This is a genomic window from Nonomuraea sp. NPDC052116 (assembly GCF_040680035.1).
Taxonomy (GTDB): domain Bacteria; phylum Actinomycetota; class Actinomycetes; order Streptosporangiales; family Streptosporangiaceae; genus Nonomuraea; species Nonomuraea angiospora_A.
In genome coordinates, this window is sequence record NZ_JBFAWA010000004.1 from 129355 (window position 1) to 154134 (window position 24780).

The 24780-nt window shown below is 69.1% G+C and carries 24 protein-coding genes; 14 read left to right on the forward strand and 10 right to left on the reverse strand.

The features are described 5' to 3' along the window. Positions 1-58: 58 nt before the first annotated feature. Both AB0L65_RS08680 and AB0L65_RS08685 read right to left on the reverse strand, forming a co-directional pair. Positions 59-1747, reverse strand: coding sequence for an ABC transporter ATP-binding protein (locus tag AB0L65_RS08680; RefSeq protein ID WP_364242086.1), 1689 nt, complete (start codon positions 1745-1747; stop codon positions 59-61). 77 nt (positions 1748-1824) lie between these two features. Further along, positions 1825-3039 (reverse strand): MFS transporter, encoded by a 1215-nt coding sequence (locus tag AB0L65_RS08685; protein WP_364242088.1) that lies wholly within the window; start codon positions 3037-3039, stop codon positions 1825-1827. A gap of 45 nt (positions 3040-3084) precedes the next feature. Here AB0L65_RS08685 and AB0L65_RS08690 point away from each other — a divergent pair, with 45 nt between their 5' ends. Genes AB0L65_RS08690 through AB0L65_RS08710 form a run of 5 tightly spaced genes read left to right on the forward strand, consistent with a single transcriptional unit; the run spans position 3085 to position 10095 of the window. Continuing rightward, the gene (locus tag AB0L65_RS08690; RefSeq protein ID WP_364242091.1) at positions 3085-6579 is read left to right on the forward strand and encodes a nitrate reductase subunit alpha; all 3495 of its coding nucleotides are present in this window, start codon (positions 3085-3087) and stop codon (positions 6577-6579) included. Next, complete coding sequence (gene narH, locus AB0L65_RS08695; protein ID WP_364242094.1) at positions 6579-8186, forward strand: nitrate reductase subunit beta; 1608 nt, start codon at positions 6579-6581, stop codon at positions 8184-8186. The genes AB0L65_RS08690 and narH overlap by 1 nt, the downstream gene beginning before the upstream one ends. Next, positions 8183-8749 (forward strand): nitrate reductase molybdenum cofactor assembly chaperone, encoded by a 567-nt coding sequence (gene narJ / locus AB0L65_RS08700; protein ID WP_364242097.1) that lies wholly within the window; start codon positions 8183-8185, stop codon positions 8747-8749. Before narH ends, narJ begins: the two co-directional genes overlap by 4 nt. Further along, positions 8746-9426, forward strand: a complete 681-nt coding sequence (gene narI, locus AB0L65_RS08705) for a respiratory nitrate reductase subunit gamma (protein ID WP_364242100.1) — start codon at positions 8746-8748, stop codon at positions 9424-9426. The genes narJ and narI overlap by 4 nt, the downstream gene beginning before the upstream one ends. Before the next feature lie 48 nt (positions 9427-9474). Then, positions 9475-10095, forward strand: coding sequence for a phosphotransferase (locus tag AB0L65_RS08710; protein ID WP_364242103.1), 621 nt, complete (start codon positions 9475-9477; stop codon positions 10093-10095). A gap of 7 nt (positions 10096-10102) precedes the next feature. Here the strand turns inward: AB0L65_RS08710 and AB0L65_RS08715 are convergent, their stop codons facing one another. Together AB0L65_RS08715 and AB0L65_RS08720 are read right to left on the reverse strand one after the other, a co-directional pair. Further along, positions 10103-10630 (reverse strand): phosphotransferase, encoded by a 528-nt coding sequence (locus AB0L65_RS08715; RefSeq protein ID WP_364242106.1) that lies wholly within the window; start codon positions 10628-10630, stop codon positions 10103-10105. A 10-nt stretch (positions 10631-10640) separates the two neighbouring features. Continuing rightward, entirely contained in the window at positions 10641-11141 is a 501-nt protein-coding gene (locus tag AB0L65_RS08720) for a GNAT family N-acetyltransferase (protein WP_192787961.1), read from the reverse strand. Positions 11142-11202: 61 nt separating this feature from the next. On the opposite strand from AB0L65_RS08720, the gene AB0L65_RS08725 reads away from it, so the two are divergent. Next, positions 11203-12282, forward strand: coding sequence for a serine hydrolase domain-containing protein (locus AB0L65_RS08725; protein ID WP_364242109.1), 1080 nt, complete (start codon positions 11203-11205; stop codon positions 12280-12282). 86 nt (positions 12283-12368) lie between these two features. Next, entirely contained in the window at positions 12369-12584 is a 216-nt protein-coding gene (locus AB0L65_RS08730; protein ID WP_357733298.1) for a hypothetical protein, read from the forward strand. A gap of 63 nt (positions 12585-12647) precedes the next feature. On the opposite strand, the gene AB0L65_RS08735 is transcribed toward AB0L65_RS08730, so the two are convergent. The 3 genes from AB0L65_RS08735 to AB0L65_RS08745 are packed head-to-tail and all read right to left on the reverse strand — an operon-like array spanning position 12648 to position 13978. Then, positions 12648-13055: a hypothetical protein gene (locus AB0L65_RS08735; protein WP_364242112.1), complete on the reverse strand. Its 408-nt coding sequence runs from the start codon at positions 13053-13055 to the stop codon at positions 12648-12650. Then, positions 13052-13300, reverse strand: coding sequence for a hypothetical protein (locus tag AB0L65_RS08740; protein ID WP_185068507.1), 249 nt, complete (start codon positions 13298-13300; stop codon positions 13052-13054). The genes AB0L65_RS08735 and AB0L65_RS08740 overlap by 4 nt, the downstream gene beginning before the upstream one ends. A gap of 54 nt (positions 13301-13354) precedes the next feature. Next, on the reverse strand, positions 13355-13978 hold the full coding sequence (locus AB0L65_RS08745; protein WP_364242114.1) for a TetR/AcrR family transcriptional regulator: 624 nt from the start codon (positions 13976-13978) through the stop codon (positions 13355-13357). A gap of 80 nt (positions 13979-14058) precedes the next feature. Between AB0L65_RS08745 and AB0L65_RS08750 the strand changes: the two genes are divergently transcribed. Then, entirely contained in the window at positions 14059-15483 is a 1425-nt protein-coding gene (locus AB0L65_RS08750; RefSeq protein ID WP_364242117.1) for a DHA2 family efflux MFS transporter permease subunit, read from the forward strand. After that, positions 15480-16274 (forward strand): SDR family NAD(P)-dependent oxidoreductase, encoded by a 795-nt coding sequence (locus AB0L65_RS08755; RefSeq protein ID WP_364242119.1) that lies wholly within the window; start codon positions 15480-15482, stop codon positions 16272-16274. Before AB0L65_RS08750 ends, AB0L65_RS08755 begins: the two co-directional genes overlap by 4 nt. Here the strand turns inward: AB0L65_RS08755 and AB0L65_RS08760 are convergent. Together AB0L65_RS08760 and AB0L65_RS08765 are read right to left on the reverse strand one after the other, a co-directional pair. Further along, on the reverse strand, positions 16262-17416 hold the full coding sequence (locus tag AB0L65_RS08760) for an RtcB family protein (RefSeq protein WP_364242122.1): 1155 nt from the start codon (positions 17414-17416) through the stop codon (positions 16262-16264). The genes AB0L65_RS08755 and AB0L65_RS08760 overlap by 13 nt on opposite strands. Before the next feature lie 151 nt (positions 17417-17567). After that, positions 17568-17855 carry a DUF4287 domain-containing protein gene (locus AB0L65_RS08765; protein ID WP_364242125.1) on the reverse strand — a complete coding sequence of 96 codons (288 nt, stop codon included), beginning with the start codon at positions 17853-17855 and terminating at the stop codon, positions 17568-17570. Positions 17856-18000: 145 nt separating this feature from the next. Between AB0L65_RS08765 and AB0L65_RS08770 the strand changes: the two genes are divergently transcribed. Further along, on the forward strand, positions 18001-18597 hold the full coding sequence (locus tag AB0L65_RS08770; RefSeq protein WP_364242819.1) for a helix-turn-helix domain-containing protein: 597 nt from the start codon (positions 18001-18003) through the stop codon (positions 18595-18597). A gap of 58 nt (positions 18598-18655) precedes the next feature. Here the strand turns inward: AB0L65_RS08770 and AB0L65_RS08775 are convergent, their stop codons facing one another. Further along, on the reverse strand, positions 18656-20125 hold the full coding sequence (locus AB0L65_RS08775; protein ID WP_364242128.1) for an ATP-binding protein: 1470 nt from the start codon (positions 20123-20125) through the stop codon (positions 18656-18658). A gap of 480 nt (positions 20126-20605) precedes the next feature. Between AB0L65_RS08775 and AB0L65_RS08780 the strand changes: the two genes are divergently transcribed. The 4 genes from AB0L65_RS08780 to AB0L65_RS08795 all read left to right on the forward strand — a co-directional run bounded on the left by AB0L65_RS08780 (position 20606) and on the right by AB0L65_RS08795 (position 24708). Next, entirely contained in the window at positions 20606-21700 is a 1095-nt protein-coding gene (locus tag AB0L65_RS08780; protein ID WP_364242131.1) for an XRE family transcriptional regulator, read from the forward strand. Next, positions 21681-22082 carry a hypothetical protein gene (locus AB0L65_RS08785; protein WP_364242134.1) on the forward strand — a complete coding sequence of 134 codons (402 nt, stop codon included), beginning with the start codon at positions 21681-21683 and terminating at the stop codon, positions 22080-22082. The genes AB0L65_RS08780 and AB0L65_RS08785 overlap by 20 nt, the downstream gene beginning before the upstream one ends. A gap of 197 nt (positions 22083-22279) precedes the next feature. Then, entirely contained in the window at positions 22280-22690 is a 411-nt protein-coding gene (locus AB0L65_RS08790; protein ID WP_364242137.1) for a hypothetical protein, read from the forward strand. A 452-nt stretch (positions 22691-23142) separates the two neighbouring features. After that, positions 23143-24708 carry an ISL3 family transposase gene (locus tag AB0L65_RS08795; protein WP_364242139.1) on the forward strand — a complete coding sequence of 522 codons (1566 nt, stop codon included), beginning with the start codon at positions 23143-23145 and terminating at the stop codon, positions 24706-24708. The last annotated feature ends 72 nt before the right edge of the window (positions 24709-24780 follow it).

The window sequence follows — 24780 nt, forward strand, 5'->3', positions numbered from 1 at the left end:
GAGTCGAGAGCCGAGGGCGGGCAGGGGGCAGCGCTTCCCGTGGGTCAGGGGCATGAGGTCAGTCCTCTCCACGGGTCACTGTGGCGGCGTAATGTGGCGAGCTGTCCAGCAGTTGCCGGTGCGTGCCCTCGGCGAGCACCCGCCCGTCCCGCACATAGACGACGTGGTCGGTACGGTCGAGCACCAGCGGGCTGGTCGTGCAGATCAGCGTGGTCTTGCCGACCCGGGCCTTGGCGAGGCGTTCGGCGATGCGGGCCTCGCTGTGGGCGTCGACGGCGCTGGTGGGTTCGACCAGGATGAGCACCTCCGGGTCGGCCAGCAGCGCCCGGGCCAGGCGCAGCCGCTGCTGCTGCCCGCCCGAGAACTCCCGCCCCGCCTCGGCCACCGTGGCGGACAGCCCGTCGGGCAGCGCCTCCACGATGTCCTCGGCGCAGGCCGCGTGCAGGGCCTCGCGCAGTTGCGCGTCGGAGGCCTCGCCGCGCACGTCGAGCTCGTCACGCAGGCGGCCGGTGAACAGCCGGGCGCCGTTGTCGGCGACCAGGATGCGGGCGCGGACCTCGTCGATGGGCAGCGTGGACAGGTCGACCGGGCCGAACGTGACGTCGCCGTCGGCATAGCGGCCGAGCCGGTCGGCGATGGCGATGGCGTCATCGGGGGTGTCCGCCGCGACCGCCGTGAGGCAGCCGGGCTGAAGGGTCACGCCGCTGTACGAGTCGCGCAGCACGCCGCCCGCGCTGGTGCCGGTGCCGCCGGTGACCTCGGGCTGGATGGCCAGGATCCGGATCACCCGTCCGGCCGCCACGTGGCCCTTGGTGAGCTTGTCGGCGGCCTCGGTGAGCGTCCGCATGGGGCCGATCAGGAAGACCGCGTAGAGATAGAACGCGACGAGCTGCCCGGTGGGGATCTCCCCGGCGACGGCGAACGAGGCGCCGACGCCGGTGACGGCCGCGATGAGCAGGCCGGGCAGCACGATCTGGGCGCCTTCGAGCACGGACTCGATCCCGGCCACGCTCACCCCGGCCCGCCGGACCCGCTGCGACTCGGCCCGGTAGCGGTCGGCGAACACCTGCTCCCCGCCGATCCCGCGCAGCACCCGCAGGCCCGCCACGATGTCGGCGGCCCTGGTGGACAGGTCGCCGGACAGCTCGCGCTGCCTGGCCTGGCGCCTGTGCAGGGGCCTGAGCAGCGGCCCCACGGCCGCGGTCATGAGCGGCACGCCGAACAGGACCAGCAGCCCGAGCGGCAGCGAGGTCGAGATGAGGATCACCGTGACGGTGACGATGGCCACGATGGAGCCGGTGCCGCGCAGCAGGATGTCGATGGAGTTGCCGATGTGGGCGATGTCGGAGTTGCCGACGCTGACGACCTCACCGGTCGAGAGCCGCTTCGGCAGCGTGGCGCCCAGCCGGGCGGACTGCCCGGCGGTCAGCTGCACGGTGCGGTACGCGGCGGCCAGCCAGTTGTAGACGGCCATCCGGTGCCGCATGATCCCGGTGAACGCCTGCATCAGCCCCAGGCCGAACAGGATCGACGCCCAGAGCAGCAGCCCTCCGGTGTCCTTGGCGGTGACGGCGTCGATGCCCTTCCCGAGCGCCGCCGGCATCAGCGCCTGCACCAGCCACCACAGGGTGGCGAAGCCGATGCCCACGAGAAGGTGTGCCGACTGCCGCCGCGCGTTCCACCACAGGTAGCGGAACGGGCTGCGAATGTCGGGCACGCCGGGATCGGCTTCAGGAAGGGATCGCATGGCCTGACAAGGTTGACAAGGCGCACCCCGGCTCGGCAAACGGTTTTCGAGCAGCTGGAACGTACGAAAACCCGCCACTAGAGCGTCCGGAATGCCCGGTACGTGTACGTGAGCGCCGCCAGCGCAGTCACCGCCAGCAGCAAATACCCCACCGTGTACGCCCCCGTCGCGGTGAAGACGACCCCCATCACCAGCGGCGGGAAGTACCCGCCCAGCCCTCCGGCGGCCCCGACGAGCCCGGTCACCGTCCCCACCCTGGACGCCTCGACCAGCCTGGCCACCAGCGCGAACACGCCGCCGGTCCCGAGGCCCAGGAAGAACGCCATGAGCACGAAACTCACCCCGGCGGGCACCTCGGGCGGCGGCCGCAGGGCCAGCACCAGCGCCATCACCACGGTCCCGCCGAGCGCGACGAACAGCACCCTGACCGGCCCGATCCGGTCTGAGAGCGCCCCGCCCAGCGGTCTCGACAGCACGGCCGCGATCGAGAACCCGGCCGTACGCAGCCCGGCGTCGGTCTGAGCGAAGCGGTACACGTTCTGCAGCAATGTCGGGAGATAGGTGGAAAAGGCTACGAAGCCGCCAAAAGTCACCGCATAGAGGAATGCGCACTGCCAGGTCGCCTTGATCCGCACCGCCTCCCGCATCCCAGCCAACGCCGACGCCCCCACGTCCGATCCGACCGGCGCCCCCGCGGCCGACCCCGCGGAGGACCTTGCCGACGACCACGCGGGCGAGTCCCGGCTGCCGCCCAGCATGATCACCCCCATCAGCGCCAGCACCGCCGCCATCAGCACATGAGCCCCCGCCCGCCCGAACTCCTCCACCAGTCGCGGCGTGCAGAACGACGACAGCGCCGTGCCACCCATGCCCGCCCCGAAGACCCCGGTCGCGAACCCCCGGCGCGCGGGCTCGTACCAGGCGTTCACGAACGGGATGCCGACCGCGAACGACGTCCCCGGAATCCCCAGCAGGAACCCCCAGAACAGCAGCCACCCATACGAGCCAGACCACCCGACGAACAGCACCGGCACGATCGACACGAAGCAGATGACCGCGAACATCCGCCGCCCGCCGAGCCGGTCGGTGAGCACCCCCACCGGGATCCGCCCCAGCGCCCCGACCACCACCGGGATCGCCACCAGCAGCGAGGTCTGGGTCGGCGACAGCCCCAACTGCCTGCTGTAGCTCCCGGACAGGGGCCCGATGAGGTTCCACGCCCAGAACGTCACCGCGAACGCCGCAGTGGCCAGGGCCAGGTTCGACACCTGACCTTTACGAAGCTCAGACATACACCCTGTGTAACAGAGAGTCACTATGTGTGATGAAGTGGGGGTATGAGTGCGGAGGAGCTCCTGCTGAAGACCGGTCGCTATCTGCGCAGGTCGGTTACCAGCGCCGATCTGCACACCCTCTACCTGAAAGGCGGCGTCGAGGGAGACATCTACTACCGTGACCGGTGGAGTCACGACAAGGTGGTCCGCTCCACGCACGGCGTGAACTGCACGGGCTCGTGCTCGTGGAAGGTGTTCGTCAAGGACGGCATCATCACCTGGGAGGCGCAGGAGACCGACTATCCGAGTGTGGGCCCCGACCGCCCCGAGTACGAGCCGCGCGGCTGCCCGCGCGGCGCCGCCTTCTCCTGGTACACCTACTCGCCGACCCGGGTCCGCTACCCGTACGCGCGGCGCGTCCTCGTCGAGATGTACCTGGAAGCGAAGAAACGCTTGAACGGCGACCCCGTGGACGCATGGGCATATGTCGTGAAAAACCCGTTGAAAAGGCGTCGCTACCAGTCCGCCCGAGGCACCGGCGGCCTCGTCCGCGTCACCTGGGACCTCGCCACCGAGATGATCGCCGCCGCCCACGTCTACACCATCCAGCGGTACGGCCCCGACCGGATCGCCGGCTTCTCCCCCATCCCCGCCATGTCGATGGTCTCCCAGGCGGTCGGCTCGCGGTTCCTGTCGCTGATCGGCGGCGCCATGCTCTCCTTCTACGACTGGTACGCCGACCTGCCCGTGGCCTCCCCCCAGGTGTTCGGCGACCAGACCGACGTGCCGGAGTCGGCTGACTGGTGGGACGCCGCGTACCTGATCATGTGGGGCGCGAACGTCCCCGTCACCCGCACCCCCGACGCGCACTGGATGGCCGAGGCCCGCTACCGGGGCCAGAAGGTCGTCGTGGTCTCCCCCGACTACAGCGACGCCGCCAAGTTCGCCGACGAGTTCGTCAGCGTGCGGCCCGGCACGGACGGCGCGCTGGCCATGGCCATGGGGCACGTGCTGCTGAAGGAGTTCTTCGTCGAGCGCGCGACGCCGTACTTCACCGACTACGTCAAGCGCTTCACCGACCTGCCGTTCCTCGTCCGGCTCGAGGAGCGCGCGGGCGCGTACGTGCCCGGCAGGTTCCTCACCGCCAGGGACCTGGGCTCCCAGGAGGAGGCGGCCGAGTGGAAGACCGTGCTCATGTCGGAGACCGGCGAGCCCGTCGTGCCGAACGGCTCGGCCGGCTTCCGCTGGACCGAGTCCGGCAAGGGCCGCTGGAACCTCGACCTCGGCACCGACCCCAAGCTCACCCTGTACGGGGGCGAGCCGGCCGAGGTCCTGCTGCCCCGCTTCGACGGCGGCGGTTCGGTACGCAGGGGCGTCCCGGTGACCAGGGTCGGGGAGCACCTGGTGACCACGGTGTTCGACCTGCTGCTGGCCCAGTACGGGGTGGCGCGCGACGGGCTCCCCGGCGTCTGGCCGGCGGGCTACGAGGACGCCGGGGAGCCGTACACGCCGGCCTGGCAGGAGGAGATCACGGGCGTGCCCGCCGGGAGGGCGGTGAAGATCGCCAGAGAGTTCGCGAGGACGGCCGAGTCGACCCGGGGCAGATGCATGATCATCCTCGGGGCGGGCACCACGCAGTGGTTCCACGGCGACACGATCTACCGGGCGTTCCTGTCGCTCCTCCTGCTGACCGGCTGCCAGGGCCGCAACGGCGGCGGCTGGGCGCACTACGTGGGCCAGGAGAAGTGCCGGCCGCTGGGCGGCTGGGCGCTGCTGGCCGGCGCCCTCGACTGGGCGCGGCCGCCGCGGCAGGTCCCGGGCACGCCGTACTGGTACCTGCACACCGACCAGTGGCGCTACGACCACTTCGACGCGGGCGACCTGGCCTCGCCCCTCGGCCCCGGCAAGTTCCGCGGCAAGCGCACCGCGGACCTGGTGGCGGAGGCCGTCAGGAACGGCTGGATGCCGATGGCCCCGACGTTCGACCGCAACCCCCTGGAGCTGGGCGACGCCGACGACCCCATCGCGTACACGCGCGAGGAGCTCCGCTCGGGCCGGCTCGGCTACGCCGCCGAACGCCCGGACGACCCGCGCAACTGGCCCCGCATCCTCACGCTCTGGCGCTCGAACCTCCTCGGCTCCTCCGCCAAGGGCAGCGAGTACTTCCAGCACCACCTCCTCGGCGCCATCTCGAACCTGGAGGATCCCGACAACCGGGCCCCGAGCGGCAAGCTGGACCTCCTGGTCACGCTCGACTTCAGGATGACGTCCTCGACGATCTTCTCCGACATCGTGCTCCCGGCCGCCACCTGGTACGAGAAGCACGACCTGTCGTCCACGGACATGCACCCGTTCGTGCACGCGTTCAACCCGGCCATCAGCCCACCCTGGGAGACAAAGACCGATTTTTCGGCTTTTCATGCCATCGCTCGCACCTTCAGCAAGCTCGGCGAGAAGCACCTCGGCATCCGCAGGGACGTGGTCGCGACGGCGTACCAGCACGACACCCCGGGCGAGCTCGCGATGGGCGGCGGGCCCGAGCTCAAGGTGGTGGAGCGCGACTACGGCGCCATCGCCGAGAAGCTGGCGGCGCTCGGCCCCCTCACGGAGAAGCTGGGGATCCCGGTCAAGGGCGTGACGTTCATGCCCGACGAGGAGGTGGCCTGGCTGGGCCAGGCGTGCGGCCTGGTGCCGCGCGGCGCGGCCAAGGGCCGGCCGGAGCTCGACACCGACGCCAAGGCGTGCGAGGCGATCCTGGCGCTGTCGGGCGTCAGCAACGGCAGGCTGGCCGCGCAGGGCTTCCGGCAGCTCGCCGAACGTACGGGCACCGACTTCGAGGACCTGGTCAACGTGTGGCACCGGATCGTCTTCTCCGACACCCAGGCCAGGCCGGTGCAGGTCACCGCCAGCCCCGAGTGGTCGGGCAAGGAGTCGCACGAGCGCCGCTACTCCCCCTTCACGATCAACGTCGAGAACGGCAAGCCCTGGCACACGCTCACCGGCCGCATGCACTTCTTCCTCGACCACGACTGGATGCACGAGTACGGCGAGTCGCTGCCGATCTACCGCCCGCCGCTGGACCTGGCCGCGCTGTTCGGCGAGGCGGGCACGCTGCGCTACCTGACCCCGCACAGCAAGTGGTCGATCCACTCCGAGTTCCAGGACAACCTGCTCATGCTCTCGCTGTCGAGGGGCGGCCCGACGATCTGGATGTCGGTCGAGGACGCCGCCGGGCTCGGGATCGCGGACAACGACTGGATCGAGGCGGTCAACCGCAACGGCGTGGTCGTGGCCAGGGCGATCGTCTCGCACCGCATGCCGAAGGGCACGGTGTACATGTACCACGCGCAGGAGCGCCTGATCGACGTGCCCAAGTCGGAGGCGACCGGCCGCAGGGGCGGCATCCACAACGCGCTGACGAGGGTGCTCATCAAGCCCACCCACATGATCGGCGGCTACGCCCAGCTCTCGTACGGCTTCAACTACTTCGGCCCCACCGGCAACCAGCGCGACGAGATCACCACCATCCGCCGCAGATCACAGGAGGTGCGCTTCTGATGGCCACGATCATGGCCCAGATCGCCATGGTAATGAACCTGGACAAGTGCATCGGCTGCCACACCTGCTCGGTCACCTGCAAGCAGACCTGGACCAACCGGGCGGGCGTCGAGTACGTCTGGTTCAACAACGTCGAGACCCGCCCCGGCCAGGGCTACCCGAGGCGCTACGAGGACCAGGAACAATGGCGCGGCGGCTGGACGCTCGACAGGAGGGGCAGGCTCAAGCTCAGGGCGGGCGGCCGCCTCCGCAAGCTGCTCACCATCTTCGCCAACCCCCTCATGCCGGCGCTCCGGGACTACTACGAGCCCTGGACGTACGACTACGAGAACCTCATCAGGGCGCCCCTCTCCGAGGACGTCCCCGTCGCGCCGCCCAGGTCGCTCATCAGCAACCGGCCCACCAAGATCGAGTGGAGCGCCAACTGGGACGACGACCTCGGCGGCGACCCCTCGCCCGACCCCGTGCTCGCCAAGGTGTCGGACCAGGTCAAGCTCTCCTTCGAGCAGGCGTTCATGTTCTACCTGCCGCGCATCTGCGAGCACTGCCTCAACCCGTCGTGCGTGGCCTCGTGCCCGTCGGGCGCCCTGTACAAGCGGGCCGAGGACGGCATCGTGCTCGTGGACCAGGACAAGTGCCGGGGCTGGCGCATGTGCGTGACGGGCTGCCCGTACAAGAAGATGTACTTCAACCACAAGACCGGCAAAGCGGAGAAGTGCACGTTCTGCTACCCGCGCGTGGAGGTCGGGCTGCCGACGGTCTGCTCGGAGACCTGCGTCGGGCGCCTGCGCTACCTCGGGGTCCTGCTGTACGACGCCGAACGCGTGGCGGCGGCCGCCTCGGTGGCCAATGAGCGCGACCTGTACAAGGCCCAGCTGGACCTGTTCGTCGACCCGTACGACCCGGCGGTGGACGCCGCGGACCTGCCCGCCGACTGGGTGGAGGCCGCGCGGCGATCCCCCGTGTACGACTTGATCAAGAAATATCGGATAGCGCTGCCGTTGCACCCGGAGTACCGGACCCTGCCGATGGTCTGGTACGTCCCGCCGCTCTCCCCCGTCGTGGACGCGCTCGCCGAAGGCGGCCACGACGGCGAGGACGCGGTCAACCTGTTCGCCGCCATCGAGTCGCTCCGCATCCCCGTCGGCTACCTGGCCGAACTGTTCTCCGCCGGCGACCCGACGCCCGTGACCGCCGCGCTGCGCCGGCTGGCGGCGATGCGCTCGTACATGCGCTCGGTCAACCTGGGGCAGCCGCCCGTCCTGGCGGACGCGGGCCTGTCGGAGGAGCAGATACGCGACATGTACCGGCTGCTGGCGCTGGCCAAGTACGACGAGCGGTACGTGATCCCGACCGCCTACGGGAACATCCCGCCCGGGATCGTGGAGGAGGGCGGCTGCAGCCTCGACTACGACGGCGGGCCTGGGATGCAGGGCCCGTTCGGCGAGGCGTCGGGCCGGCCCGTCCCGGTATCGGTGGAGACCTTCCACGGCCTGAAGCAACGCCAGACCAGCGACGAGGTCACCCACGACCGGGTGAACCTGCTCAACTGGGACGGCCGCGGCACCCCCGCCGGTCTGTTCCCGACCAAGAGGAGAAGACCATGAGCAGCGCCGTCGTGGGGGCCGTCGTCTGGCAGGCCGCCGCCCACCTCCTCGCCTATCCCGACGAGCGGTTCTGGCACCGGCTCCCGCTCATCAAGGAGGCCGCCGAGCCGCACTTCGGGCCGTTCCTGTCGCGCGTCTCCGACCTCGGGCCCGGCGAGCTGGCCGCGCACTACGTGGAGACGTTCGACCTGCACCGGCGCTGCTGCCTCTATCTCACCTACTACGCCGACGGCGACACCCGCCGCCGCGGCCGGTCGCTGGCCGCGCTGAAACAGCGCTACCGGGCGGCCGGGTGGGAGCTGATGGACGACGAACTGCCCGACTTCCTGCCGGTGCTGCTGGAGTTCGCCGCGCTCGATCCTTCGGGCGCCGAGCTGCTCAGGGAGCACAGGCCGGGGCTGGAGCTGCTGCTCACGGCCCTGACCGACTGCGACTCTCCGTACGCATGCGTGATCGGCGCGGTGTGCGCGGCCCTGCCGCCGATCACCGCCGCCGAGCGGCTCCAGGCCACGCGCCTGGCCCAGGCCGGGCCGCCGGCCGAGACCGTGGGAGGTTACCTGTGAGCTGGGCGGAGAGCACGCTCTGGGTGGTCCTGCCGTACCTGACCCTGGTGGTCTTCGTGGGCGGGCTGATCTGGCGCCACCGGTACGACAAGTTCGGCTGGACGACCCGCTCGTCCCAGCTCTACGAGAGCCCGCTGCTGCGCGTGGCCAGCCCGCTGTTCCACTACGGCCTGGTCTTCGTGATCGTCGGCCACGTGACCGGCCTGCTCATCCCGGCGAGCTGGACCGACGCCATCGGCGTCTCCAACGCCGCCTACCACCTGAACGCCCTGGTCTGGGGCGGGCTCGCGGGCCTGGTCACGCTGGTGGGGCTGGCCCTGCTGATCTACCGCCGCCGCGCCACCGGCCCGGTGTTCATGGCGACCACGGCCAACGACAAGGCGATGTACGCGGTGCTGGCCGCCTCGATCGTGGCGGGCGTGGTGACGACGGTCGCGGGGTACGTGCCGAGCGACGTCAGCTACCGGACCACGGTCGCGCCCTGGTTCCGCGGCATCTTCATCCTCCAGCCGGACGCCGCCGCGATGCGTCAGGCCGACGTCCTTTACAAGGTGCACACGCTCATCGGGATGGCACTGTTCGTACTTTTCCCGTTCAGCCGCCTGGTGCATGCTCTTTCCGCCCCGTTGGGCTATTTGTTCCGTCCTTACATCGTGTATCGGAGTCGCACGCGATAGCGTGCCGGGGCGTCTGGCAGGGGTGGGAGTAGGCCAGAATCGACCCTTGTGAAGCACGGGTACACCAACAGCACAGTCGGCGACGGCGCCCTGGTCGTGAAGTGTTACCAGGGCCCGGAGGCGGCGTTCCGGCTGGTCACGGAGAGCAGATACCTGCGCCGGCTGCGCGGCCGGCTCCCGGTCCCCCGCGTTCACCAGGTCACCTCGACCAGCCTGACCACCCGCTTCGTCTCCGGCGCCCACGGCCAGGACCTCATCGACGAGGGGCACGGCGCCGAGGTGCTCGCCGAGTGCGGCCGGGTCCTGTCCGGCATCCACCGGCTGGGCATCGTGCACGGCGACTTCGGCCCGCAGAACATGCTGTTCGACCCGGCCACGTTCCGGACGACCGCGATCCTCGACTGGGAGTGGGCCCACCCCGGGCGTCCGGTCGAGGACCTCGCGTGGTGCGAGTGGATCATCCGCAGCCACCACCCGGAGCACGTTCCGCTGCTCTCGCGTTTCTTCGCCGCCTACGACGGGCCCGTCCCCTCGTGGGAGGAGCGCCGGGAGGCCATGGCGGCGCGCTGCCGCGACCTGATCGACTTCTGCGCCCGCTGGGAGCCCGGCGGGGCGGGCGAGAAGCTCTGGCACGAACGCCTCGAAACCACGGCCGCCTGGACGGAGTAGTGGCGCCTCACCGCAGGCCGCGGATCAGCTCCACCGCCGCGTCCACCAGCCCGGCCTCCCGCTCGGTGAGCGCCCTGTCGGCGGCCCGCCGCGCCCCGGCCCGGTCGAGCCCTTCGCCGAAGTCCATCGCGGAGCCCAGCCCGGCGACCAGCGCGACGAGACCCCGCCGCGCCACCTCGGCGACCTCGACTTCGTCCACGGCCGCCTGCGCGAAGATCACCGCGGACATCGCGCAGTCGAACCCGGGCGGCCCGTCCTGGCTGTTGCACCAGTCGATCACGACCGGACCCCGGGCGGTGAGCATGACGTTGTCGGGGTGCAGGTCCAGATGCAGCACCCGGTCACCGGGATCGGCGGACGCCCCGGCGTCGGGGTAGAGCTCGGGCACCGGATATCCGTGGCCGGCCACGTGCGCGATGACCGCCGCCTCCCGCCGCGCGTCGATCGGGATCCGGTAGCGGCGCAGGACCCGCTCGTCGTCGATCGCGTACACGTCCGCGGTGCGCCCGGACCCCAGCAGCTCGCCGACCTCCATGCGGCGCAGCCTACCGACGCTGGCCGTAGACGTGGACCTGCTGTCCTCGGTACTCGGTATCGCGCAGGTGGGAGTGGCCGATGCGTTCGGCGACGGAGACGGACCGCGCGTTGCCGGGCAGGATGAGAGAGATCACTTCCGTCGCGCCGAGCGTGCCGAAGCAGTAGTCGAGGGCCGCCCGTGCCGCCTCGGTGGCATAGCCCTTGCCCCAGTGGTCGCGGGCCAGGCACCAGCCGACTCCCAGCCCCGGGAAGCCGTAGGGCCGCCAGGGCCCCGCCCGCCCGGCGAACCGGCCCGTGGCCTTCTCGACCAGCGCCCAATGCGAGTAGCCGCGGATCTCCCTGTGCCCGATGAACGTGGCGAGGCTCCGCCAGGCGTCGGCCCGGGAGGTCCCCACGCTCTCCGCCAGCCCGTCCGCGACCTCGGGATCGGCGAGCATCCTGGCGTAGTCGTCGAAGTCATCGCCCGTCAGCGGCCTCATGACAAGTCGTTCCGTCTCGAGCACGACCATGAGCAGGAGTATGCCAAATAATCCGTGGCCCGCCCGCGGGGAGCCGGGCTACGTTCCGTCCATGGCCGAGATCCATGGTGTGTGCGAGGACCGCTTCGGCGAGGTGCGCGACCTGCTGGCCGCCTCCCTGGACAAGGACGACGTCGGAGCCTCGGTGGCCGTCCACGTGGACGGCGAGCCGGTGGTGGACATCTGGGGCGGGTACGCCGACGCGGCCCGCACCGTCCCCTGGGAGCGCGACACCATCACCAACGTCTGGTCCACCACCAAGCCGATGACGGCGCTGTGCGCGCTGATCCTCGCCGACCGCGGCGAGCTCGACCTGGCCGCGCCGGTCGCCGCCTACTGGCCGGAGTTCGCCGCCGCGGGCAAGGAGCGCGTGCTCGTACGCCACCTGCTCTCCCACACCGCCGGCCTGCCCAGCTGGGACGAGCCGATGACGGTCGAGGACCTCTACGACTGGCGGCTGGCCACGACGCGGCTGGCCGGGCAGGCGCCGCGCTGGGAGCCGGGCGCCGAGGCCGGATACCACGCGATCACCCAGGGCTTCCTGGTCGGGGAGGTCGTCCGCCGCGTCACCGGGCGCAGCCTGGGCGCCTTCTTCGCCGAGGAGGTGGCCGGGCCGCTGGGGGCGGACTTCCACATCGGCCTCGCCGCCGAGCACGACCCCCGGGTCGCCCCCGTCATCCCGCCCCCGACGCCCATGGAAGCCCCGCCCGACCTGCCCGCCAATCCCGCGCTGCGGCCCGAGGAGGCCAACACCACCCCCTGGCGGCGCGCCGAGATCCCGGCCGGCAACGGGCACGGCAACGCCCGCTCGGTCGGCCTCGTACAGTCGGTCCTGGCCTGCGGCGGGACGCTGCGCGGCGTGCGGCTGCTGTCGGAGGAGGGCTGCGCGCGGGCCGTCGAGGAGCAGTTCCGGGGCTTCGACCGGGTCCTGGGCACGCGGATGTGGTACGGCATGGGCTACGGGCTGCTGGAGCCGCGTACCTGCTTCTGGGGCGGGATGGGCGGCTCGCTGGTCGTGATCGACCTCGACGCCCGCATGACGGTGGCGTACGTGATGAACCGGATGCTCAGCCAGGGCGACGAGCGCGGCATGGGTTTCCTGCTGGCCGCCTACCAGGCGTTGTCCTCCTGACGCATTTGTGGCCGCTCTATAGCGGTCTTGTAGGGCCGTCCATGATCGTTGTATGCGGAACCCCCCGGAGGAAGGAAAGATCACGCATGCGCGTTCGTGCAGGTATCGTCGCCGCGGGCATCGCGGCCCTGGCCGCCATCGGCATCGCCGCCCCCGCCCAGGCGGCCAGCTGGACATACATCGGCGAATACACCAGCTACAGCAAGTGTGTGGACATGGGCCAGTCGTACAAGCGTGAGGGCTGGAACGAGTACAAGTGCTCGCTCAACGGCACCGGCTGGTACTACCTCTGGGTCAGGTAGTCCCCGTTTCCCGGCGGCGCCTCCTCGCGAGAGGGGGCGCCGTTCGCGTGCCGGGACGCCGCTCTAGGAGACCTGGCGGGACTCGTCGTTCGCGCTGCTGCGGATCTGCTGGATGCGCTGCTTGGTCAGGCCGAGCAGCTCGCCGATGTCCCCGTCCGACAGGCCGAGCTCGTGCATGTGCTTGACGCGCTTCTTGAGCGTGCGCGTGTAGTCCTCGGCGATCGCGGCGGCCTGGCGCTGGAGGGCGGCGAAGTCGTCGAGGTCCTGCTCCGACAGGCCGGGCAGCGCGTAGTGGTAGGCGGGCTTGGGCGCCTGCGGGCGGTCGGCGAAGAGGAACGGCAGCCCTTCGGCGACGTCCCCGTGCAGCTCCTTCAACGTGCGGGCGGACATGCCGCCGGCCACGCCGTCCACCTGGGCCAGCCACAGGCTGCCCGCCAGGGTGATGTGAACGTCAACGCGGTCCGCGGTCATGGATCCTCCAGCCAGTCGTCACCGAACAGGTGCGCGAGCCCCCGTTCGAGGGAGTCCACCAGGTGCGGGGTCTCCCCAGGGTAGAGCGGGACGATCGCGCGGGCCGCGACCCGGCCCTCGGCGTCCCACAGCAGGAGGAATCGCTGGCGTTTCGTCGTTTCCGCCCAGTCGCAGCGCAAGCCATGGGTGTGGGAGAGCCCGATGATCCGATCGCGGATGGCCGCATAGTCGTCTCGTTCCACCACACGCGGCAGACTATATAGCTTGCCCGCCACCGACAAGGGACCTTGTCGGCGAGATTAGTCAGCACCCCAGGCGTCGAGGAACGCCCGGACCGCGGCGCGGGCCAGCTCTCGCAGCTCGGCCTCCGGGATCGTACGGGTGCCCATCTGGGAACGGGCCTCCAGCGGGCCGACGAGCAGGGCCATGAACTGCTCGGCCGCGATGTCGGGATCGGCGGCGCGCAGGCGCCCCGCGAGCGCGAGCCGGGCCATCCGGTCGGCGAGGGCCTGGTTGAGGCGGTCCGGGCCGCTCTCCTTGACGATGTCGAGGATGTCGGGAAAGCGAATGATCTCCGAGTAGAGCAGCCGGCGCAGCGCGCACGAGCGCCCGTCGGTGTGCAGGCGCAGCAGCTCGTCGGCGACGCCTTCCAGCGCGGCGCGCAGGTCCTCGCCCGGGTCGGCCAGCGGCTCCAGGGCGGCCAGGCGGGCGTTCAGCGTCATCTGCGCGGCGGCCTCGACGGCGCTCCTGAACAGGGTGGCCTTGTCCGTCATGTGGTTGTAGACCGTCGGCTTGGCCACGCCGGCCTCGTCCGCGATGTCCTGCACGCAGGCCTGCGCGTAGCCGAGCCGGGCGAACACGGCGAACGCGCCCTCCAGGATCGCCTGCCGCTTGTCGATGCGCCCGCGCGTGGTGGTGGCCATGCCTCCGAATTGTACCCGTCAGTTCAACTTCATGGACGTACGGGTTGCGAGCGAACGCATGAGGTAACTAGTTTGAACCCATGAGTTCAAATATGCCGGACGACCGGCTGGACGCCCGGCTGCTGGGCATGATCGGCGTGATCCTGCTCGGCGGCCTGCTGGGCATCCTCAACAGCACGATGGCCGCCGTCGCCATCGACACCCTGGCCGCGACCTTCGAGACCTCGCTGAGCACGATCGGCTGGACGTCCACCGGGTTCCTGCTGGCCGTGACGGCCACCATCCCGTTCACCACCTGGGCCGTCGACCGCTTCGGCGGCAAACGGCTGTGGCTGGCCGGGCTGGCGCTGTTCCTCGCCGGATCGCTCGGGGCCGGGGTGGCCTGGGACGTGGGCGCCCTGATCGTGTTCCGCGTGGTGCAGGGGTTCGGGGCCGGGCTGCTCGACCCCCTCGTGCTGATCCTGCTGGCCCGCGCCGCCGGGCCGCGCCGGGCCGGGCGGGTGATGGGCCTGATGGGCGTGGTCCTGTCCCTGGGGCCCGTGCTCGGGCCGATCGCCGGCGGCGCCGTGCTGGCCGGCCTGTCGTGGCGCTGGATGTTCCTGCTCAGCGTGCCCGTCGGCCTGGTGGCGCTGCTGCTCGCGCTGCGCGTGATCCCCGCCGACGAGCCGTCCGAGGGGGCGTCGGCGCGGCTCGACGTCGTGGGGCTGGCGCTGCTCGGGCCCGGGTTCGCGGCCGTCGTCCTGGCCCTGTCGCAGACGGCCGAACAGGGGGCGTTCACCGCCTGGCAGGCGCTGCTCCCGCTGGGCGCGGGGCTCGCGCTGCTGCTCGCCTACGCCGTACATGCGCTGCGGCGCCGCACCTCGCCCTTGATCGACCTGCGGCTGTTCACCAGCCGGGGCTTCACCGCCAGCGTCGCGATCATGGGCCTCGGCGGGCTGGCCCTCTTCGCCGCCCTGTTCGCCCTGCCCCTGTACTACCAGCAGGCCCACGGGCACGGCGTGCTCGCCGCCGGGCTGCTGATGGCGCCACTGGGGCTCGGCGGCGCGCTCGCCATGCCGCTGGCCGGACGGCTCTCGGACCGCCTCGGCGCCCGCGGCCTGGCCACCGGCGGCGCCCTCCTGGCCGGGCTCAGCGCGCTGGCCTTCACCCGGATCGGCGCGGACACGCCCGAGCTCTGGCCGGCGCTGGCGGCGTTCACGATCGGGCTGGGCAGCGGGTGCTTCAGCGCGCCCACGATGGGCTCCCTCTACCGGGCGCTGCCGCCGTCCATGGTGGCGCAGGGCAGCTCGGTGCTCTACATGCTCAACCAGCTCGGCGCGGCACTCGGCGTCGCCGTGGTCACGCTCATCCTCCAGACCTCCGGAGACGTGATCACCGGCTTCCACGGCATCTTCTGGCTCGTCGTGGCGGCGATCGTGATCATCCTGGCCGCCGTCCCGCTGCTTCCGGGCCGCCCCCGTACGGAGGCCGTACCGGAAGCGGAGCCCGCGAGGAGCGCGTCATGAGGACACTGGTGATCAGCGGCGGAACGGACGGCATGGGACGGGCCCTCGCCCGCACCTACCTCGATCGGGGTGACACCGTGGTCGTCATCGGCCGCGACAGGTCCAAGGCGCTGCCCGGAGCGGTGTTCATCCCGGCGGACCTGAGCCTGATCAGCGAGAACCGGCGGGTGATCGCCGAAATCAACGCCGGATTCCCGGCCGTGGACGCGCTCGTGCTGTGCGCGCGCTACTTCCGCACGCACCGGTTCGTGACGGCGGAGGGCCTGGAGGGAACGTTCGCGCTGGACTACCTGAGCCGCTTCCTCCTCAGCCACGGCCTCACCGCGCCCCGCCTCGTCGTGAACGTCTCAGGCCCCGGACAGCCGACCGACCTCATCCGCTGGCACGACCTCATGCTCGAACGCGGGTACGACGGCATGACCGCCCAGTTCCAGGCCGGCAAGGCGAACGACCTGCTCGGCGTGGCCTTCGCCGCCCGGCACGGCAGCCGTACCCGCTACGTCCTCATGCACCCCGGAGGCGTCTCGACGAGCGTCGCCGGCGAGTACGACGCGGCGACCGCCGCGCACGTGGAGGCGCTCAAGAAGCACGGACTGCCGGTAGAGGAGGGCATCAAACCGATCGTCGCCCGCATCGACGACCCGCCCGCCGAGCCGCTCAGCGCCTTCATGCGAGAGCGCCGGATCGCCCTCGACCCCGGGTCCTTCGACCCGGCCGCCGCGGAACGACTCCACGAGCTCACGCTGAAGGTGATCGGCTCGGCGGGGAACCGAGTGTCCTACCCCTTGTAGTTGAAGATCTGGCGGAGCGTGTGCTGGACCTCCACGAGATCCTGCTGGTCCGCCATCACCTGGTCGATCGACTTGTACGCATCGGGGTGCTCGTCCACCAGCGCGGCGGCCCGATCCGCGTTCCAGGTGCGGCCGCCCATCGCCGCCTTGAGCGAAGCCGCGGACAGCTCCCGCTTCGCCTTCGTCCGCGACATGCGGCGGCCCGCGCCGTGGGAGCACGAGTTGTACGACTCGGGGTTACCGCGACCGCGCACGATGTACGAGCGCGTGCCCATCGAGCCCGGGATCACTCCCTCGTCACCGGTGTCGGCCTTGATGGCGCCCTTGCGGGTGATCCACAACGTCTTGCCGTAGTGGCTCTCCTGCTGCGTAAAGTTGTGATGGCAATTAATAGTACGGACCCGCTCGCCCTTGCCGACGACCCTGAACAGGGCGTTGATCAGGACCCGGTCCATCCGCGCCCGCGAGGCCATGGCGTAGTGCTGCGCCCACAGCATGTCCTCGATGTACGCGGTGAACTCCGGCGTGCTCTGCACGAGATACGCCAGGTCCGGGTCCTCCAGGCCGGCGGCCTGCTCCTTCATCAGCTTCTTCGCGCCCGTAATGTGCATCTGGGCGAGCTGGTTGCCGATGCCGCGCGACCCCGAGTGCAGCACCGTCCAGACGTGGTCCCGCTCGTCCAGGCAGACCTCGACGAAGTGGTTTCCCGAGCCGAGCGTGCCGAACTGCTCGCTCACCTTCTTGGTCTGCTTGGGGGTGAGGTCGGTGTGCGGGAGCCCGAGGTCGCTGAGCGCACGGTCGACGGCCGGGTCTTCGTGCCCCTTGCCGACGCCGGCGGGGATGCGGTGCTCCACCATCGGCATCAGGGCGGCGAGGGTCTCGGGCAGGTCGGCGGCCGTGAGCGTCGTCTCGGTGGCCACCATGCCGCAGCCGATGTCCACGCCGACGGCGGCCGGGATGATCGCGTTTTCCGTGGGGATCACCGAGCCGACCGTCGCACCGATGCCGACGTGCGCGTCGGGCATGAGAGCGACGTGGCCGGAGACGAACGGCAGGCGTGCGGTGCGCGCGGCCTGCGTGATCGCGCCTTCGTCGATCTCGCTGGCCCACGACAGCAGGTTCGGTGCGGGCTGGTTAGGCATGGGATGAAATCTCCTCACTGGTTCTTGATCAGTGTGGCGTGACCAGGAAGGATTTCCCACCCATTTATCGAGGACAGGGTGATTTCGCGGTTGCGAGCAGGTGCGGCTCCCAGACGCCGATGCCCTTGCTCCGGGCTACCGGGTCAACTCGTCAGGGCCGGTTGTTCTTGCCGTCCAGCCATAGCGTGTCGGACTCATCGCGATGGGAACCCGAGCCGCCGACATGTTTGGCGTCGATCTTCGGCCCCTTTTTGATCACGTGCACCAACGCCATCGCGTGCCCACGTCCAAGGTCGTAGTCCTGCTTCAGCCAGTCAATGATCACCCCGGCTTTCACGGACGGTTCGTCGAAGCCGCGCTCCTTCGCCAGAGCGATGAACTCACGTGGAGCCAGTCCGGTCTTGTCCTCGATGTTGTCGAGGTACGCCTGGAACGACATGCGTTTCTCCATTTCACGAGGAGGCCCTGTGAACAGGAAGCTTGTCTTTTACAAGTATGGTTTGTCAACTGAAGCATGATGTAAGATCCGCATCATGGCGTCCCGGGAGTACGGACAGTTCTGCGGCCTGGCCCGCGCGATGGAGATGGTCGGCGAACGGTGGAGCATGCTGATCATCCGCAACCTCCTCACCGGGGCCAAGCGCTTCACGGACCTGCACAAGGGCTTGCCCGCCATCCCGACCAACATCCTGTCGGCCCGCCTCAAACAACTCGAAGAGACAGGACTGGCCACCCGTCGCGCGCTCCCGCATCCCGAACGCGCAGTCGTCTACGAGCTCACCGACTACGGACGCGACCTCGAACCGGCGCTGATCGCACTGGGCCGCTGGGGCGCGCGGACACTCACCGAGCCTCGCCCCGGCGAGCTCGTCACCGCCGAATCGGTCGCCATGTCCTTCCGCACCGCTTACCGGCCGGAAGCAACCCTGGGAGTCACCGTCGGCTACGAGGTCCGAATGGGCGATTTCACGCTCCGCCTGCAGATCATCGATGGAATGCTCACGGTCGGCATCGGCCCGCACCCCGCCCCCGACCTCGTCATCGAACGGCTCACCGGCCACCCCATCCGCGAACTGATGAGTGGCAGCAGGACCCCCGACGAAGTACTCCACGACGGCAGCGTCCGCATAGAAGGCGATCCCGCGCTACTCGATCGATTCGCCGAGATGTTCCGTTTCTGATCGTTCCCGCCGTTGGCGGGATGGCCGCCCCGCGAAAGGCGGACGGGCGGCGCGCATGTCAGTCCCCTGAATACATGCGGTTCAGGTCCACCAGCTCAACGTCCGCGCGCCCGCGCGCCGCCTCCACCAGATCGCCGGTGAATCCGGAGCGTGCGAACAGCAGCAGTTTGGGCTGCGTGCCGATCCGGGCGTCGGGAAGCAGCGCGCGCAGGTGATCCAGCCGCTGAAGCTGGGAGATGTCCATGGGCGTGAGCGTGGCCTTGGCCTCGCCGATCGCGATGATCCGATCGGTGGTGAGGGAGTTTGTCTCGGTCACCACGATGTCGAGCTCATGTCCTTTGCGGTGCGCTCGGCAGGGGATTTCGCTCGGGCGCACGGCACTGGCCATTCCACCGAGCGTGTCGCCGGAGGCATGAAGGAAGCACCATTCCCGGGCGAGGTCTTCGAAATGGGGGCCGTAAATCTTCGAGGCCACCGTGTCGGCATTGGCACGCCAGACGCGGGCGGCCTGGCCGCTGACGAGCTCGGGCTCGCGGCGCTGCGTGATCAACTGGTGCAGGCGGACGATCGGCTCGGCGATCCGGAAAACGCTTCGCTTGTCACGCAACGCGTCGTCGACCTGCTCGACGAGGCCGATGCTCCGCAACCCGTTGAGCAAATGTGCCAACGCGCTCACGGGGCGGCTGAGGGCGGCGGCGATCTCCGAGCGACGCTGGTTGCCCGCGCTGATGGCGCTCAGCGTGGCCGCGTACGAGGTGGGGTCGGAAATCGAGGGCTCCTCCCGGAGCAGCAGCCCACCTTCCCGAAACATCGCCGAGGCGGGATTCAGCAACCGCCGCTGCACCCATCGATCGAACCCATCCAGATCAGCCGGACCTGACCCACCGCACATCTCCAGATAGGCGGGGGTACCGCCGACGAGAGCATGCACCCGGAAAGCCAGCTCCGGGTCGCCGGTCAGGCCCCAGAAGGCAGCGGCATCGCGAAACCCGAAAGGCCGCACGATCAGCTCGAGCACCGCTCGGCCTCGTAGTGGCGCACCTCCACCCAGCAACTGAGCCATCGTGGTCAACGCGCTGCCACAGAGGATCAGACGGGTACGAGTGTGCTCCTTCGCGTATCCCGTCGGGCTCAGCGCCTGCTGCAGGTACGACGGCAGCGCCGGGGTCGCGGAGACCAGGTAGGGGAATTCGTCGATGATCACCGGCGTCGCCCGCTCCTCGCCGAGCCGGAGCAGTTCGTCGAGCCCTTCCCGCCAGTTGCCGAACGAGACCGGCTGCCGCAGCCCGCGATAGGCGGCGTAGGCGGCGCCGAGATCGGCCAGGTTCTGTGCCTCGGTCTGCTGGGTGGCGGCGAAAAGCAGGCCGCCGGTTTCCTGGGCGAGCAGTTCGAGCATGAGAGTCTTGCCCTGACGCCGACGCCCGTAGATCAGCCCCAAGGTGGCACCGTTCGCGGGGGCACTGGCGAAATCAGCCAGTTCCTCCCACTCCGTTTCACGCCCGAACAGGCGCTCCGGCTTACGAAGCATGGCCGTCACCTCCGGCAGATAATGATAGCCAGGATTATGATAGCCAGACCTATCATTGTTCCCGTCACTGACTTGGCGGGCCGACGCGGTGCCGCCCTGGACGAGCGGCTCGCCAAAGCGCCCCCGGGGACTCGCGATCGCCTCGCACGTCACCCTGGCGGCCACCGGCCGAGACCGTCGCGTGCATCGCCCAGCACGAGGACAGCCGCCTGGAAACTGCCGATCCACAGGTCTTGATCATCGCTTCGTTCGGACAAGTACCGCCGGTTCGGCGGCGCTCAACGCCACGCCGTAGATCAGCGTTCTCCCTGTCCCGACGGCCTTCTGCAGAGCCCTCATCCACCCAAGCGGGCGAAAAGCGGACAATTCATTGAGGGCATGCGTGATCTCTCACTACCGCGCATGCCGCAGAAAGCAAAGTTATCCCCAGGATACCGGCGGTCCATGTACGCGCATCATTCGATGTGCGATTATCGCACCATGAGCACGCTCGACTGGAACGAGATCGGAGAGCGAGTCCGCGAAGCGCGACTAGCCATGCAGCTGTCGCAGGACCAGCTGGCCCGGAAGACCGATCTCGACAGGACCATGATCAGCAAGATCGAGGCCGGTTCGAGGCGGCTCGACGCACTGGAGCTTGCCAGGGTGGCCCGTGCGCTGGACATGCCCATCGGCCACTTCCTCAACGCGCCGCCGGCGGTCATGTCGCACCGCACACCTTTGGCCGAGGACACAGCGAGCAATGCCACCCAGGCCTCTTATCGCATCGACAGTACGCTGGCGACGTGGATCCGCGAGATTCGCATGCTGATGTCGTTGGACGTACTTCAGCCAAAGCCGATCAAGCAGTATCCGGGTAAGGTCAACGGCGTTCCCGCTGCCATTGAGGCCGCCAAATGGTTGAGAGGCGAACTCCGCCTGGGAATGGCTGCCATCGAATCGATGGCAGGCCTTTGCGAGCAGTGCGGCCAGTACATTCTGGTGATCGACCTCCCAGGAGACGGCGCGTCTGCCGTGGACGGCGAGGTGGCGGCGGCGGTGGTGAGTCTCAACGGCGACCCCGGCCGGCGGCGAAGCACCGCGGCGCACGAACTCGGGCATCTCATACTTGGTGACGAGTACTCAACCGATGTGGGAGTCAGCGCTTCGCGTATGGAACGCGAAGAAGCGATCGACGCTTTCGCGGCAGAACTGCTCTTGCCGCTGGAGGCTATTCGGCGTGCCAAGAGAACAGCGCAGCCGATCCGATCCACACTTGTCGGGCTGGCGGCTCAATACCGCACGTCCTGGAGCCTGGCACTTCGGCAGGCCCGAGCGGCCGAGCTGATAAATCCGTCCGAAGAAAAGCGCCTGCGCGCATGCCCGCCGACCTATGCGGAATTCAGGGACTCAGTGGGATGGACACCACAACCGGATCTCAACTCCATCCGCGTGCCACCGGGTTTCGCGCACGCCGTCATGACGGCCTACCGGCTCGGCCGGATCACCAGCAGTCGCGCCCTGGAGTTGATGCATGGGCAGCTCGAAACGGTGTCGGACCTGCCGCCGAGGTTCGATGAGGACGAGGCCCCATGACGACCGCGACGCCGGGCGACCGATTGCCCCCGCTCGTGCCGACGCCACGGTGATCCACCATTTCGCCAAATCGGACCGCCTCGATGTTCTTGGGGCCAGCGTCTCCGAGCTGTCGACCACGCACATCGTCGCCGGGGCGGTGGACAAGTACTGCCACCTGTATCCAACCCTTAGGTCGATCAGAGAGCTTGAGTGGTTGCGCGTTCTCCCTCAGGACACCGATGCGGAACTGATCGCCTTCGAACGCTGGGTCAATCTGCTGGGCGCCGGCGAGCACGACCTAGGTGAAGCCAGCGTTTTCACTGCTGCCGAGATCCACCGGCTGGTTGCCATCACGGATGACCGGGATGCCACCAAGGTCGGACGTGCATGGGGGGCTTGACGTCCACGGAACAGTGTGGCTGCTGACGCGACTTCACGGAATGGGCAAGATGACGCTTGTAGAAATCTGCGGACATGTGGACGCGCTGAGGGATACCGGCATGCGTCTGCCTTGTACTGGACGCGAACTTCCGCGGTGGGCACGCGAACGCCGACTTCTCTGAGCCGACGACCCGCCGCGCCGAGCTGCTCGACGCCATGATGCGCTATCCGGCCGAACGCGGGGGCCAGGCGCTCGCGGCGGCCCGACCCGACATCCCCGCTCTGTTCGCCGAGCGGCAGCGAACCGGTCACTCGCCCGCGGAGACCGTCACCGCTCTGTGGCGCGGTCTGACGACCGGTGGCCAGCAGCCCCGTACCCGCCTGCTGCTCGAGGTGCTGGGGTTCGCCGTCACCGGGCCCGGCTTCACGCACTGCTCCCAAGCCGAGGATGAACTCCTCCCGCGCCTTCTCGAAGCCGTGAACACCCGCGAGATCAGCGGCCTCAGTCCTTACATCCGTACGGCGTCGACCAAAGAGTTCCCCCGCACAGAACTCGCCCACCGAATCGACTGTTTGCGCAGTGGCGATACAGCGGCGCAGCGGGCGTCTCCTTCGACAGGGGGATGAGCCTGCGCCCGCAAGATGATCAGTTCGTGCCCCGACCAGGCAAGGTCCTCTGCGGAATTCCTGAAAATCGGCTACCGCTCGTTCAGCCGAAGACCAGGCTGGCCCAGCACCGCTCCATCACGAACGTTCTGCGCTGGTCACACTGGCGCCGACGCCACCAGGCCACGGCCCGGCACTGCCACTACCAGCGCAGATCCGAACCATGATCGCGAAATGGGCTCTGGCTCACTCTCGATGATCAGCTACTCAGGGTGAGCTCGGCGAGAGGACCCTGGCGCTGCTTCTCGTTATCGCGATCGTGTAACAGGCCCCACACGGAGATGGCCGCTCGTCAACGATCTGGTTTGTCGAGAACCTGATCATCAACGAGCGGCCTGGGGTTCATTGTGCTGCATGCGTCGGCGGGCGAGAACGCCTGCTGCCTTCGTTTGTTCTGCCCCGCTCTGCGGGAGATGGATGTCCTCGATGTTGAGGACCTCGGTGACACCATGCTGATCGCGGCGCGCACCGTGGCGAGTGAGGCCCCGTGCCCGGAGTGTGGGCTGCTCTCGACCCGAGTGCACAGCCGGTATCGCCGGACCGTGTGGGATCTGGCGACGGGCGGGCGGCCGGTCAAGGTCGAGTTGGAGGTGCGCCGCTTCTTCTGCGGCGACCCCTCCTGTGACCGGGAGATCTTCGCCGAGCAGGTCGGCGGGCTGACCCAGCGGCATGCCCGGCGCAGCAACGCGTTGCGCGCTCTTCTCACCTCGATCGCGATAGCACTGGCCGGGCGAGCCGGTGCCCGTATGGCCTGCCTGGCCGGCGCGCCGGTCAGCCGATCCACGCTGCTACGGATACTGCGGGCGTTGCCTGATCCTGAAGTAGGGCAGGTCACGGTGTTGGGTGTCGACGACTTCGCCAAGAAGCGCGGAAACTCATACGGCACCGTCCTGGTGGACATGGACACCCACCGTCCTATCGATCTGCTGGACGGCTGGACTGCCGAGGACTTGGCCACGTGGCTGAAGGGCCATCGCGGGGTGCAGGTGATCTGCCGAGATAGGGCCGGCTCCTACGCCGACGGCGCCCGCGAGGGCGCCCCCGAGGCCACGCAGGTCGCCGATCGCTTCCATTTGTGGCAAAACCTGGCTACGGCATTGGAGAAGACGATCCGCGCGCACCGATCTTGCCTGCAGGAAGTCCTCGATCAAGATATCGGGATCAAGGACGACATCGGCAGAGAGACCGAACCCGCTCAACGGCCCAAGACCTTGGATTCTTACGGCAACGAGCGGCCGATGGTGGCGCGGACGCACGAACGCTACGCCCAGGTCCAGGGGCTGAGGGCCAAGGGCCTATCGCTGAACGCCATCAGTCGCGAACTCGGCCTGGTCTTCCGCACCGTCCGCAAGTATGCCAACGCCACCAGTGCAGACGAACTCCTGGTCCCGACCCTCGAGCGCTCCAGCAAACTGGATGAGTTCAAGCCCTACCTCACCCGCCGATGGAACGAAGGCTGCTGCAACGCTGTCCAGCTCCATGCCGAGATCAAGGCCCAAGGCTTCACTGGCAGCTGCCGCGCCGTCCAGGGCTGGCTCCAACCACTGCGCGGGCACCAGGAAGTACAGCAGGAGCCATGCCCACCGCCCAAACCCCGCCGCGTCACCGACTGGCTCATGACGCATCCCGACCGTCTGGGCAGCGAGGGGGAGGCTGGACTGGAGCAGATCCTTGCTCGCTGTCCCGAGCTCGCCGACGCCGCCGGGCTGGTCCGCAGCTTCGCCACGATGATGACCAACCGCGACGGCCATCTCCTCGACGAGTGGATCGCCGCCGCTGAAGCCGGAGCCTCGTCCTACCTGGCCACCTTCGCCGCCGGACTCCGACGCGACCACGCCGCGGTGCAGGCCGGGCTGACCCTGCCCCACAGCAGCGGTGCCGTCGAGGGGACCGTGAACAAGATCAAATTCTTGAAGAGGCAGATGTTCGGTCGCGCCAACTTCGACCTTCTGCGGGCCCGCGTGCTCCGCTACTCCTGACAACGCCAGGCTCTGTCACCGTAACCGTCTCCTACGAGGCGGCCCCTGGTCCACCGCAGAGAGTAGGACCAG